Source organism: Mycobacterium intracellulare ATCC 13950 (assembly GCF_000277125.1).
In the GTDB taxonomy this organism is placed as follows: Bacteria; Actinomycetota; Actinomycetes; order Mycobacteriales; family Mycobacteriaceae; genus Mycobacterium; species Mycobacterium intracellulare.
The window spans coordinates 3,061,077-3,073,151 of sequence record NC_016946.1; the positions used below are offsets into that span (position 1 = coordinate 3,061,077).

A 12,075-nucleotide genomic window follows, 5' to 3' on the forward strand; every position below is an offset into this window, starting at 1 on the left:
AGGTCACCGCCCGCAGACGGGCTCACTCCGCGCCCGCCGCACGGAATCCCAGCGCGAGTTCGCGGCCCGCTGATGTCGTTCCGACTTCGCGACACCCTCACCAACGACCACATTGGTCCACCGTCGTTCGGTGACCGCTAATGTCCAGTAGGCCACACGATCTCAGGATCCACATTGTCTAGTGCCTTCGCAGTCAACACTTTTGCAGCTCGGAATACTTTCGTCGCAGGTCAACTTGGGTGCAGCAGCCAACGAACAGGCGACACCCAACTCCAAATTCATAGGCCCAATTCCTACCCGACCTGTACGACACGCCCGGCCCGCGCAAGCAATTCAAGCCGCGTGTTGTCACCGTCGTCAACCGCCACCGATCGAAAGGCGTTGCACGCCAACGCCGCGTGCTGTTGACCCGTCAACGAAAGCTGTTGATACGTAAACACTTTCGCGGCTTCAGCCTGGTTGACGCGCCACCGCCACACGCCTACCGTCAGCACCCATGACAACGAGCACACCAGCCCCCACGCCCCTGTCCGTCCCAACGCCTCCCGACGCCGCCCACGTCGGCGAATGGGAGCTGAGCGACGACGACCGGATCGTGCAACGACACTTCCACTGCGGCGACCAAACCACACCCAGCGGGCTACACGTCAAGGTCCACGGCTTTCAGTACATCTACGGCGGTTTCGACGGGCTGAGCATCGCGGTCAGCGACGGCCAAGAATCCGTGATGGTGGACGCCGCCGACGTCGAGCACCTGGCCGCCGCGCTGCGTAACGCGGCCGACGAACTCGATAGGCTGGCTGGACGTCTGGGATAGGAGCCCCAATAGAAAAGCCCGCCACCGCAAGGGAGACGAGGGCAATACCGTAACCGTATGAACGCATCCGATCCAACCCTCGCACGGCCCTGCCTCGTGTGCCTACTCGCCGAAAACGACGACATCCTCTTGCCGATACAGCACAACGGCGTCGGCTCAGTCGAACATCACAGGGCAACGGTCACAAGACTTGAGGACGACGAACCTAACCGGCGTATCCGCATGACTGTCCGAATCCACGATCTCGGTACGACTGTCACCAACGACGTGAAGCCTGGCGACCTTATCCATCGCGTCCTCGACGGCAACGACCCACAAAGCCAGGCCTACGTGCGGGCAGCCGACCTTTGGAAGTGGGAGGGGCTCATAATGGACGATCCCGACGGCAACGGAAAGGTCAAGCTGATACGCGCCGTGCGTGGACCCCACCCCGGAGATGGCCACGAAATTCTCGCTCTAGTCGTGGAGGACGGACAGCAGCAGCGTCGACCAGTCTGCCTCGAAATGACCGGCGGCCTGTTCTGCGAATGGAACTAGATCGCCCAGTCCCGTGGTGGGCTGCTCTGTCAGTGGCGCTCGCTGCCCATCGCCACCGACGTCATGGCTGCCCGCTAGGGCCGCAGCCGCGCCTTGAGCGCTGCCGTGAGGTACGGCCCTGGCGAACCTGTGCCCGGCGTGAACGTCACCCCGAACCCGTCAGCCGAAAGGCTCTGCGTCTCAGGTAGCAGTTTTGCCGGCCGAATGAGCACGGCCGCGGCCAACGCCGCTACTACCCGCAGGACCGGCCCCGGCGTCGGCGTTGGCACCTCCGACGGCCACAGGTACCCGGTCACTAGGTCGCTTGCCTCGCTGAGCAGTTCGTCGACCGGCGGCAGGTCGTCGGCCAGCTCGGCGTGGCCGATCGCTCGCAGCGCCGCCTTGACGTCCTCCTCGCTCGCGTATGCCACCACCGGGTCACCGCCTCCCGGCGCGGCGGGTCTTGGCCAGCCCACCCGACCAGGACTGCACGATTTTGAGCACGTGCAGCGGCTGCACCCGCGCGGCGGCGTCGGCCAGGCGCTCGTCGTCGCCCTGGCGCAGCTCGTCGATACGTCGCTTGACGACTGCTCCGTCGACCGGCGCCCCGGCTGTGATCGCATCACCGGCGGCCCGCATGACACTCGACAATTTTTGGACGGGTTGCCATCCGCGTTGCCATCCATACCCCAGGCGGGTACAGAAAAGGCGGTTCCCGATTTCGAGAAAACCGCCCTTTACCTGCAATAACTCTGGTCGGGCTGACAGGATTTGAACCTGCGACCACTTGACCCCCAGTCAAGTGCGCTACCAAACTGCGCCACAGCCCGCGCGCCAGTGGTTCCCACCGGCAGCAGGTCGAAAGCCTACCGCAAGCGCCGGGCCGCCCCGCCCATCGACCTTCCCTGCGCGGCGTCCGCCCCGTGCGCCCAGGCCAGCAGCGCGCGGGTGAGTTCGTCGCGCGTCACGCAGAGCCCATCGCTCAGCGCCGCCGGGCGCCCCGCTTTTCGCGCACCCGCACGTTGATCCGGATCGGCGACCCCTCGAAGCCGAAGGCCTCGCGCAGCCGTCGCTCCAGGAAACGCCGATAGCCCGCCTCGAGGAAGCCGGTGGTGAACAGCACGAACGTCGGGGGCCGGGCAGTGGCCTGGGTGGCGAACAGGATCCGCGGCTGCTTGCCGCCGCGCACCGGTGGCGGGGTGGCCGCCACCACCTCTTTCAGCCAGGAATTCAGCGGGCCGGTGGCGATCCGCGCATCCCACGACGCCAGCGAGGTCTCCATGGCCGGCACCAGCTTTTGCACGGCGCGGCCGGTCTTGGCGGAGATGTTGACGCGCGGCGCCCACCGCAGCTGCACGAGTTCGCGGTCGATCTCGCGCTCCAGCAGCTCGCGCCGGTCCTCGTCGACCAGGTCCCACTTGTTGAAGGCCAGCACCAAGGCCCGGCCGGCTTCGATGACCATCGACAGCACCCGCTGATCCTGTTCGGTCAGCGGGTCCGACGCATCGATCAGCACGATCACCACCTCGGCCGCGTCGATGGCCGAGTGCGTGCGCACCGATGCGTAGAACTCGTGGCCGCTGGCCTGACCGACCTTGCGCCGCAAACCCGCCGTGTCGACGAACCGCCACACCCTGTCGCCCAGCTGTATGAGGGAGTCCACCGGGTCCACCGTCGTCCCCGCGACATCGTGCACCACCGAGCGCTGATCGCCGGCCAGCTTGTTCAGCAGCGAGCTCTTGCCCACGTTGGGTTTACCGACCAGCGCCACGCGCCGCGGGCCACCGGGTTTGGGGCCCACCTCCGACACCGCGGGCAGCGCGGCCAGCACCTCGTCAAGCAGATCGGCCACCCCGCGGCCGTGCATGGCGCTGATCGCGTGCGGCTCACCGAGCCCCAGCGACCACAACATCGCCGCGTCCGCTTCGGCCTTGTCGCTGTCAACCTTGTTGGCGGCCAGGAACACTGGCTTTCCCGACCGCAGGAGGATCCGGGCGGCGGCTTCGTCGGCCGAGGTGGCGCCGACGACGGCGTCGACCACCAGGATCACCGCGTCCGCGGTGCGCATGGCCACCGAGGCCTGCTCGGCCACCAGCTGCTGCAGCCCCTTGGCGTCGGGCTCCCATCCGCCGGTGTCCTGCACGACGAACCGGCGGCCGGTCCACAGCGCGTCGTAGGACACCCGGTCGCGGGTGACGCCCGGGATGTCCTGAACCACCGCTTCGCGACGGCCCAGGATCCGGTTCACCAGCGTGGACTTGCCGACGTTGGGCCGGCCCACCACCGCCACCACCGGCGCCGGGCCGGCCTCCTCCTGTTCGTCGATGCCGAATTCGACGGATTCCCAGTCGCTTTCGTCACTCCATGTACCGTCCTGGGTCACCGCACCGCCCCGCTTCGCTGGTCGACCAAGTCCCGCAGATGGGTGATCACCTGCGCCTCGGTCATCTCGCTGGTGTCGACGACCACCGCGTCGGGGGCGGCCCGCAGCGGCGACACCGCCCGCGTGGAATCCAGATGGTCGCGACGGCGGACGTCGGCGAGCGCGGCGTCGTAGTCGTCGGCCAGCCCGGCCGCCACGTTCTGGTCGTTGCGCCGACGCGCCCGCGTTTCTGCCGACGCGGTCAAAAAGATCTTCACCGGCGCGTCGGGCAGGACGACGGTGCCGATGTCGCGGCCCTCGACGACGACATCGCCCGGCCCAGCGGCCATCTCGCGCTGCAACTCGACCAGCCGGGCGCGCACCGCGGGCACCGCCGACACCGCCGAGACGGCGCCGGTGACGGCATCCCCCCGAATCTCGGTGGAAACGTCCTCTCCGGCAAGCAAACACCGATCGCCGTCCACCGACAGCTGCGCCGTCGACCCGACCCGGCCGACCGCGTCGACGTCGCCCGGATCGACGCCCGCACGCAACACGGCCAGCGTCACCATCCGGTACATCGCCCCCGTATCGAGGTAGCGGGCCCCTAAAGCGCACGCCAATCCCTTTGACACCGAAGACTTTCCGGTACCCGCCGGGCCGTCGATGGCCACCACTACCCCACTCACAGGCCCACCGCCTTGTAGAGCTGCCCGATCTCGTCGCGGCCCAGCGCCCGGAAGCTGCCCGGGCGCTGCTTGCCGAGCGACACCGGCCCAATGTCGGTGCGCACCAACGCTTCCACCGGGAACCCGGCCGCCGCCAGCAGCCGGCGCACGATGCGATTGCGGCCCTCGTGCAACGTGACCCGCACCAGCGTCTTACCCGGGATCGCGTCCACCACCGCGAACTCGTCGACCCGCGCGGGACCGTCGTCCAACTCGATCCCGGCACGCAGCGCCTTGCCGACACCGCGGGGCACCGACCCGGTCACCGTCGCCAGGTACGTCTTGGGCACCTCGTGGGAGGGATGCATCAGCCGGTGCGCGAGTTCACCGTCGTTGGTCAGCAGGATCAGCCCTTCGGTGTCCGCGTCCAAGCGCCCGACGTGAAACAGGTTCTTGTTCCCGCGAACTCGCCGTTCGATCAAATCACCGATACACGGCCGCCCGCGGTCGTCCGACATGGTCGAGTGCACGCCGCGCGGCTTGTTCAGCGCCAGATACACCTGCGAATCGTCGAGGACGATCCGGGCCCCGTCCACACGGATCACCGAGGCGTCCGGGTCGACGCGGGTGCCCAATTCGGTCACCACCTGCCCGTCCACCTCGACGCGGCCCTCGATGATCAACTTCTCGGCGGCCCGCCGCGACGCAATTCCGGCCTGGGACAACACCTTTTGCAGCCGGATTCCCTCAGCTTCGACCATCAATCCTGGTCCACGTCGAAGGTCAGCGCCGGGTCGGCCGCGTGGCCGCCGGAAAGTTTGATGAAACGTGGCTCGCTGTCCAGGGATTCGCTGAGGTCCTCGATCGTGTCCACGTCGGGCAGCAGCGGCGCGATGTCCGGCAGGTCGGCCAGCGACGTCAGCCCCAGGCGCTCCAAGAACAGCTCGGTGGTCGCGAACGTCGTCGCGCCGCTGTCGTCGTCCACCCCGGCTTCGGTGATCAGGCCGCGCGCCAGCAGCGTGCGCATCACCGCGTCGACGTTGACGCCGCGCACCGCGCTCACCCGCGCACGCGTCACGGGCTGGCGGTAGGCGACCACGGCCAGCGTCTCCAGCGCGGCCCGGGTGAGCTTGGACCGCGCGCCGTCCAGCAGCAGCTTTTCCACGTACGGCGCGAACCGGGCGCGGGTATACATGCGCCAGCCCTCGCTGTTCTTCCGCAGGTCGATGCCGCTGTCGCGCGCGGTCAGTTCCTCGGCCATCTCCTGCAGCTTGGTGGCGATCCGATACACCGGCTGTTGCGTGGCGGACGCCAGCGCCTCCGCGGTGACCGGGGTGTCCACCACCAGCAGCAGCGCCTCGAGCACCGAGCCGAGTTCCTCGGACTCCATCGGCGCGGCCTCGGCGATGTCCGGGATGCCCACGTCGAGGTCGGAATCCAGGTCGACTTCGGGTTGCGCGGCGTCGCTGGGCTCCGCACCGTTCAGATGCCGTTCCTCCGCATCGCTGCGCTCTGCGTCGTCACCGGCGGTGCCGAAGCGCCGTTCCTCGGCATCGCCGCGCTCTGCGTCGTCACCGGCGCCCATCATGATTCGTCCCGCACTTCTACCAAGGCTTCACTGACCGGACGTTCCCCGGTCCACGAAATTTGGAGCACGCCAAGCGGCTCTGACTGGTCGAATGCTACCGCCCGCGACCGATACAGTTCGAGCAGCGCCAGGAACCGCCCGACCACCTCCATCGACGCCTCACAATCGGCGACCAGCTCGGAGAACGTCGCCCACGCCCCGCTGCCCCGCGCCTGAAGGATCGCCAGCAACTTCTTGGCCTGCTCGGGGACGGAGACCTGCACCTCGTGCAGGTGCGCCACCGACACCGTCGGGACGGGCCGCGGGCTGAACGCGATCGCCGCGATCTGGGCGAAGCGGTCGGCGTCGACGCCGATCATCACCTCGGGCAACAGCTCGGTGAACCGGTCCTCCAGCGACACGGCGCGCGGGTAGCTGCGCAGCGCGGTGGCCTCCAGCTCGGCGAACATCTCGGCGACGTGCTTGAACGCGCGGTACTGCAGCAGCCGGGCGAACAACAGGTCGCGCACCTCCAGCAGCGCCAGGTCTTCGTCGTCGTCGACCTGCCCGGCCGGCAGCAGCCGGGCGGCCTTCAGGTCGAGCAGGGTCGCGGCCACCACCAGGAACGCGGTGGTCTCCTCGAGCTCCAGCTGGGGACCGATTTCGCGGGTGTAGGCGATGAAGTCGTCGGTGACCTGGTGCAGCGCCACCTCGGTCACGTCCAGGCGATGGGCGAAGATCAGCTGCAGCAGCAGATCGAACGGCCCCTCGAAATTGGTCAGGCGGACCTGAAAGCCGTTCTGCTGGGGCGCCTCACCATTTGCGGTCGCGTTCACGCGCCGAATCGGTCGATGAACTCGCGGGCCAACGCGCGATAGGCGATGGCCCCGGTCGATCGCGGCGCCCACGTGGTGATGGGTTCGCCGGCCACGCTGGTCTCCGGGAACCGGACAGTGCGGGTGATGACGGTGTCGAACACCAGGTCGCCGAACCGCTCCACCACCCGGGCCATCACCTCGCGCGAGTTGACCGTGCGCGGGTCGTACCGGGTCAGCAGGATCCCGCTGATCTCCAGTTTCGGGTTCAGCCGGTCGCGCACCTTGTCGACGGTGTCGGTGAGCAGCGCCAGACCGCGCAGCGAGAAGTACTCGCACTCGGTGGGGATCACCACCCCGTCCGAACAGGCCAGGCCGTTGACGGTGAGCAGACCCAGTGACGGCTGGCAGTCGATCAGCACGTAGTCGTAGCGATCCAGCACCGGGTGCAGCGCCCGGCCCAGCGTCTGCTCGCGTCCCACCTCGTTGACCAACTGGATCTCGGCGGCCGACAGGTCGATGTTGGACGGCACCAGATCCATGTGCTTGACCCGGGTCTGCAGCAGCACGTCGTCGATCGACACCCGCGGCTCCACCAGCACGTTGTGGATGGTCTTTTCCAGCTCGTAGTGCGGGACGCCCAGGCCGGCGGACAGCGCGCCCTGCGGGTCCATGTCCACCAACAGCACCCGGCGGCCGTACTCGGCGAGCGCGGCACCCAGATTGATGGTCGACGTGGTTTTCCCGACGCCCCCCTTCTGGTTGCACATGGCGACAACTTTGGCCGGGCCGTGCGAGGTGCGCGGCTGTGGCTCCGGGATCGCCCGCGGCGGCCGCCCGGTCAGGCCGAGCTCGACGCCGTTGTCCGGCTGCTCGGTCATGGCGGGGGTGTTCGGGAGGTGAACATCGACCGAAAGTCTAACGGGTCCGCGCGCCGAAACCCGGCGACCCGCAGGCAATTAACCAGCCAATATGAGCGAAAATCGGTGGTGAAACGCACATCCCGACAGCCTATTCACTCCAGTCACAGCAGCACCAGTTCGGGGGCGATGTGCCGGCCGCGAAAAGCTGTCGCCAGCGAGGGCACCGCCGGCGGTCGGCCTATCGTGGCCCCTATGGATCTCAAGCGACGGATACCCCTGCTGCGGTGGTCGGTCTGGCGGATGGTCGTCGGGAATCGCAACATCACCACGACGGGCCAGATCGGCGACGGGCGCGAAGCCGCCGCCGTCGAATACGTGCTGCGGAACGCCCGGGCCGGCGACGTCGACGACGTGCTGACGACCATCGACAAGTTCGCCTACGAGAAGTCGATGTTGATCAACGTCGGCGACGAGAAGGGACTGCTGCTCGACGCCGCGGTGCGGCGCGCCGATCCGGCGCTGGCGCTCGAATTGGGCACCTACTGCGGCTACGGCGCGCTGCGCATCGCCCGGGCCGCGCCGAAGGCCAAGGTGTTCTCGGTCGAACTCGCCGAGGCCAACGCCGCCAACGCCCGCCAGATCTGGGCGCATGCCGGCGTGGCCGACCGTGTGACGTGTGTGGTCGGCACCATCGGCGACGGCGGCCGCACCCTGGATGCGCTGGCCGAACACGGGTTTGCCGCTGGCGCACTCGATTTCGTGTTCCTCGATCACGACAAGGACGCCTACCTCGACGACCTGAAGAGCATCCTGGATCGGGGCTGGCTGCATCCCGGCTCGATCGTGGTCGCCGACAATGTGCGGGTGCCGGGCGCACCGAAGTACCGCGGGTACATGCACCGGCATCAGGGCACGCGGTGGAATACCGTCGAGCACAAGACCCACCTCGAGTACCAGTCGTTGGTGTCCGACCTGGTGCTGGAGTCCGAATACCTGGGCTGAGGCGACGCTCGAGCGTCGACTTGTTGTCGACGATTTCGCCGTTTTCGCGCAACAACTCCACGTTCGGCGGGGGACGCAAAGGGAGCGCGCCCGAGCGCGGATTATCGCGCCCGCGGGTGGGCCTCGGCCCACACTTCGCGCAGCGCGTGCACGGTCACCATGGTGTAGATCTGCGTCGTCGTCACCGAGGCGTGCCCGAGCAACTCCTGCACGACCCGCACGTCGGCGCCGCCCTCGAGCAGGTGGGTGGCGAAGGAATGCCGCAGCATGTGCGGCGACACCCCCGAGGTGATGCCGGCTCGCTCGGCCGCGTCCTGCAGGACCTGCCACGCGCTCTGACGCGACAGCCGCCCGCCGCGCACGTTGAGGAAGATGGCCGGCGTCCCACGCCCCCGTCGCGCCAGATCCGAACGTCCGCGCACCAGATAGGCGTCCAGCGCGGCCACGGCGGGGCGCCCGATCGGCACCAGCCGCTGCTTACCGCCCTTGCCGCGCAACAACACTGAGCGGGCCTGGGTGTCGACGTCGTCCACATCGAGGCCGACGGCCTCGGAGATCCGCGCGCCGGTCGAATACAGCAGCTCCAGCAGCGCGCGGTTGCGCAGGGTCAGCGGGCCGTCGGCCGGGCTGTCGCCCCCCGCACCCTCCAGCAGCGCCAGGACCTGGTCGACGGTCAGGCTCTTGGGCAGCCGGCGGCCGGGCGTGGGCGGGCGGACCGCGCGGGCTACGTCGAGTTCGGCCAGCCCCTCGGCGGCGGCGAAGCGGTGCAGGCCGCGCACCGCAATCAGGGCCCGCGCCGCCGACACCGCCGACAGCGCCGCCGCCCCGGTCTCGGGGTCCCCGCGGCGCAGCGCCACCAGGAACTCGCTGACGTCGTCCTCGCCCACCTTGGCCAGATCGTGAATTCCACGGTCCGACAAGTGTTTTGTGTAGCGGCGCAAATCGCGGCGATACGAGCTCAGGGTGTTCGCCGCGACGCCGCGCTCGATCGTGAGGTGGTCGAGGTAACCCTGGAGTTGGGAATCCAGCGCCACCGTCGTCATGGCCCGGCCTTTCGGGCCGCGAACGCCGTCGGCCGGTCGATCCAGGGACTGTCCACCGGCCGTGGCTGCGCGAACCCCTCGGTGACGGCGTGGGCCGCCAAGATCCCCGCGATGGCAATCGAATTCACGATGTCGCCGCTGAATACCCGACGGGCGGCCTCCGCGATGGGAACCCAGCTCATCGTCATGTCGGCTTCCTCGTGGTGCGCCTCGGGCCTGCCCACCTCGGTCAGCCCGGTGGCCAGATAAATCCGTACGGATTCGTCGCTGAAGCCCGGCGCGGAGTTGAGGTCGACCAGCACCCGCCAGGTGTCCGCCCGCAGGCCGACCTCCTCGTGGAGTTCGCGGGCGGCCGTCTGCTGCGGCGGCTCCCCCGCGACGTCGAGCAGCCCGGCGGGCAACTCCCAGAGCCGCCGCCCGAACGCGTGCCGGTACTGGTAGACCAGCGGGATGTTGTTGTCGGCGTCCAGCGCCGCGACGGCCACGGCGCCGTAGTGCTCGACGACCTCGCGCACCGCGGTGGTGTCGCCCGGCATCCGCACCCGGTCGCTGCGCAGCGCGAAAATCTTTCCGGTGTACAGCGTTTCGGAGGACGCCGTGGAGAAGACGTGTTCAGCCACGGGACGCGGGCTCAGGTATGGGCCGCGCGGCGCTGTCCCGATGCTGGATGCCGTTGGACGACTGCTCGGGGATTTCCACCGGCAACCGTTCGCCGGCCTTGTATTCGAGGGCCGCCCCGACGAACGCGACGAACAGCGGATGCGGCCGGGTGGGCCGGCTCTTGAGCTCCGGATGAGCCTGCGTGCCGACGATGAACGGGTGCACGTCCGGCGGGTACTCGACGAACTCGACCAGGTGACCGTCGGGTGAGGTGCCGGAAAACCTGAGTCCGCTTTCCGCGATCTTGTCGCGGTAGGCGTTGTTGACCTCGTAGCGGTGCCGGTGGCGTTCGGACACCTCCGTGGCGCCATACGCCTGGGCCACAATCGAATCCGGTTCCAGCACGGCGGGATAGGCGCCCAGCCGCATGGTGCCGCCGAGGTCGGCCTCGCCGGCGACGATGTCGACCTGGTCGGCCATCGTGGAGATGACGGGATCCGGTGTGTCCGGGTCGAATTCGGCCGAGTTGGCCTCGACCAGGCCGGCCGAGCGGGCGGCCTCGATCACGATGCATTGCAGCCCGAGGCACAGGCCGAGCACCGGCAGGCCCCGGGCGCGCGCGTAGTGGATGGCGCCGAGCTTGCCCTCGATGCCGCGGATGCCGAACCCGCCGGGAATCAGCACACCCTGCACGTCGGCCAGCGCAGCCGCGGCACCGGGCCCGGTCTCGCAGTCGTCGGACGCGACCCAGAGCAACTCGACCTTGGCGTGGTGCTTGAAACCGCCGGCGCGCAGCGCCTCGGTGACCGACAGGTAGGCGTCGGAGAGTTCAACGTACTTGCCCACCAAGGCGATTCGCACCGTTTCATACGGCTCATGCACCCGGCGCAGCAGGTCGTCCCATTCGGTCCAGTCGACATCGCGGAACGGTAGGTTGAGCCGGCGCACCACATAGGCGTCGAGTTCTTCGCGGTGCAGCACCTTCGGAATGTCATAGATCGACGGCGCGTCCGGGGTGGAGATGACGCCGTCGATGTCGACGTCGCACATCAGCGCGATCTTGTTCTTCAGCGCCTCGGGAACGTCGCGGTCGCAGCGCAGGATCAGCGCGTCCGGGGTGATACCGATGCTGCGCAGCGCGGCCACCGAGTGCTGGGTGGGTTTGGTCTTGAGCTCGCCCGACGGGGCCAGGTAGGGCACCAGCGAGACGTGTAGGAAGAAGACGTTCTCGCGACCCAGGTCGTGGCGCACCTGGCGGGCCGCCTCCAGGAAGGGCTGCGACTCGATGTCACCGACGGTGCCGCCGATTTCGGTGATGACCACGTCGGGGCGGTTGCCCTGCGCGTCGGGCTGGGCCATCGCCATGATGCGCCCTTTGATCTCGTCGGTGATGTGCGGGATCACCTGGACGGTGTCGCCGAGGTACTCACCGCGGCGTTCCTTGGCGATGACGCTCGAATACACCTGCCCCGTAGTGACATTCGCCGAGCCGGACAGATCGCGATCCAGGAAGCGCTCGTAGTGGCCGACGTCCAGGTCGGTCTCGGCGCCGTCCTCGGTGACGAAGACCTCGCCGTGCTGGAACGGGTTCATGGTGCCCGGGTCGACGTTGAGGTACGGGTCGAGCTTTTGCATCGTCACGTACAGCCCGCGCGCCGTCAGGAGCTGACCGAGGCTGCTGGCGGTCAATCCCTTACCCAACGAGGATGCGACGCCCCCGCTGACGAAGAGGTGCTTGGTGGCGGTTTGCGGGTGCTTTCGCAACAGGCGACCTCCGTGAAGACGGGCAGGGCTTGAAAAATGTTTCTAGCGAACAACTAGA

The 12,075-nt window shown here is 68.2% G+C and carries 14 protein-coding genes and 1 tRNA gene; 3 read left to right on the plus strand and 12 right to left on the minus strand.

All coding sequences use genetic code 11. The features are described from left to right. Positions 1 to 496 precede the first annotated feature (496 nt). Positions 497 to 817, plus strand: coding sequence for a hypothetical protein (locus OCU_RS39035; RefSeq protein WP_014380290.1), 321 nt, complete (start codon positions 497 to 499; stop codon positions 815 to 817). Positions 818 to 874: 57 nt separating this feature from the next. Further along, the gene (locus OCU_RS39040; RefSeq protein WP_142305478.1) at positions 875 to 1,354 is read left to right on the plus strand and encodes a hypothetical protein; all 480 of its coding nucleotides are present in this window, start codon (positions 875 to 877) and stop codon (positions 1,352 to 1,354) included. 74 nt (positions 1,355 to 1,428) lie between these two features. Here OCU_RS39040 and OCU_RS39045 read toward each other — a convergent pair whose 3' ends face one another. The 9 genes from OCU_RS39045 to OCU_RS39085 all read right to left on the minus strand — a co-directional run bounded on the left by OCU_RS39045 (position 1,429) and on the right by OCU_RS39085 (position 7,626). Further along, positions 1,429 to 1,767 (minus strand): hypothetical protein, encoded by a 339-nt coding sequence (locus OCU_RS39045; RefSeq protein ID WP_014380292.1) that lies wholly within the window; start codon positions 1,765 to 1,767, stop codon positions 1,429 to 1,431. Positions 1,768 to 1,771: 4 nt separating this feature from the next. After that, a complete protein-coding gene (locus OCU_RS39050; RefSeq protein WP_014380293.1) occupies positions 1,772 to 1,972 on the minus strand; it encodes a hypothetical protein in 201 nt (66 codons plus the stop codon). 114 nt (positions 1,973 to 2,086) lie between these two features. Continuing rightward, a tRNA-Pro gene (locus tag OCU_RS39055) sits at positions 2,087 to 2,163 on the minus strand. Positions 2,164 to 2,315: 152 nt separating this feature from the next. Next, positions 2,316 to 3,716 (minus strand): ribosome biogenesis GTPase Der, encoded by a 1,401-nt coding sequence (gene der / locus OCU_RS39060; protein ID WP_014380294.1) that lies wholly within the window; start codon positions 3,714 to 3,716, stop codon positions 2,316 to 2,318. Next, positions 3,713 to 4,384 (minus strand): (d)CMP kinase, encoded by a 672-nt coding sequence (gene cmk, locus OCU_RS39065; RefSeq protein ID WP_170320570.1) that lies wholly within the window; start codon positions 4,382 to 4,384, stop codon positions 3,713 to 3,715. The genes der and cmk overlap by 4 nt, the downstream gene beginning before the upstream one ends. After that, the gene (locus tag OCU_RS39070; protein ID WP_014380296.1) at positions 4,381 to 5,124 is read right to left on the minus strand and encodes a pseudouridine synthase; all 744 of its coding nucleotides are present in this window, start codon (positions 5,122 to 5,124) and stop codon (positions 4,381 to 4,383) included. The genes cmk and OCU_RS39070 overlap by 4 nt, the downstream gene beginning before the upstream one ends. Beyond that, positions 5,124 to 5,948, minus strand: a complete 825-nt coding sequence (gene scpB / locus OCU_RS39075) for an SMC-Scp complex subunit ScpB (RefSeq protein WP_020188608.1) — start codon at positions 5,946 to 5,948, stop codon at positions 5,124 to 5,126. Before scpB ends, OCU_RS39070 begins: the two co-directional genes overlap by 1 nt. Then, a complete protein-coding gene (locus OCU_RS39080; protein ID WP_008257548.1) occupies positions 5,948 to 6,766 on the minus strand; it encodes a segregation/condensation protein A in 819 nt (272 codons plus the stop codon). The genes scpB and OCU_RS39080 overlap by 1 nt, the downstream gene beginning before the upstream one ends. After that, positions 6,763 to 7,626, minus strand: coding sequence for a ParA family protein (locus tag OCU_RS39085; protein ID WP_008257550.1), 864 nt, complete (start codon positions 7,624 to 7,626; stop codon positions 6,763 to 6,765). The genes OCU_RS39080 and OCU_RS39085 overlap by 4 nt, the downstream gene beginning before the upstream one ends. Before the next feature lie 234 nt (positions 7,627 to 7,860). On the opposite strand from OCU_RS39085, the gene OCU_RS39090 reads away from it, so the two are divergent. Then, on the plus strand, positions 7,861 to 8,610 hold the full coding sequence (locus OCU_RS39090) for an O-methyltransferase (RefSeq protein ID WP_014380298.1): 750 nt from the start codon (positions 7,861 to 7,863) through the stop codon (positions 8,608 to 8,610). 101 nt (positions 8,611 to 8,711) lie between these two features. Here OCU_RS39090 and xerD read toward each other — a convergent pair whose 3' ends face one another. Genes xerD through OCU_RS39105 form a run of 3 tightly spaced genes read right to left on the minus strand, consistent with a single transcriptional unit; the run spans position 8,712 to position 12,017 of the window. Further along, positions 8,712 to 9,653 (minus strand): site-specific tyrosine recombinase XerD, encoded by a 942-nt coding sequence (gene xerD / locus OCU_RS39095; protein WP_014380299.1) that lies wholly within the window; start codon positions 9,651 to 9,653, stop codon positions 8,712 to 8,714. Then, on the minus strand, positions 9,650 to 10,273 hold the full coding sequence (locus tag OCU_RS39100; protein WP_009955788.1) for an NUDIX domain-containing protein: 624 nt from the start codon (positions 10,271 to 10,273) through the stop codon (positions 9,650 to 9,652). The genes xerD and OCU_RS39100 overlap by 4 nt, the downstream gene beginning before the upstream one ends. Beyond that, positions 10,266 to 12,017, minus strand: a complete 1,752-nt coding sequence (locus tag OCU_RS39105; protein WP_014380300.1) for a CTP synthase — start codon at positions 12,015 to 12,017, stop codon at positions 10,266 to 10,268. Before OCU_RS39105 ends, OCU_RS39100 begins: the two co-directional genes overlap by 8 nt. Positions 12,018 to 12,075 lie beyond the last annotated feature (58 nt).

Excerpts from the sequence above, each read along its gene's own strand:
- OCU_RS39035 (WP_014380290.1), top strand. The coding sequence starts at position 497 with ATGACAACGAGCACACCAGCCCCCACGCCCCTGTCCGTCCCAACGCCT.
- OCU_RS39040 (WP_142305478.1), top strand. The coding sequence starts at position 875 with ATGAACGCATCCGATCCAACCCTCGCACGGCCCTGCCTCGTGTGCCTA.
- OCU_RS39050 (WP_014380293.1), bottom strand. The coding sequence starts at position 1,972 with ATGCGGGCCGCCGGTGATGCGATCACAGCCGGGGCGCCGGTCGACGGA.
- OCU_RS39070 (WP_014380296.1), bottom strand. The coding sequence starts at position 5,124 with ATGGTCGAAGCTGAGGGAATCCGGCTGCAAAAGGTGTTGTCCCAGGCC.
- scpB (WP_020188608.1), bottom strand. The coding sequence starts at position 5,948 with ATGGGCGCCGGTGACGACGCAGAGCGCGGCGATGCCGAGGAACGGCGC.
- OCU_RS39085 (WP_008257550.1), bottom strand. The coding sequence starts at position 7,626 with ATGACCGAGCAGCCGGACAACGGCGTCGAGCTCGGCCTGACCGGGCGG.
- OCU_RS39090 (WP_014380298.1), top strand. The coding sequence starts at position 7,861 with ATGGATCTCAAGCGACGGATACCCCTGCTGCGGTGGTCGGTCTGGCGG.
- xerD (WP_014380299.1), bottom strand. The coding sequence starts at position 9,653 with ATGACGACGGTGGCGCTGGATTCCCAACTCCAGGGTTACCTCGACCAC.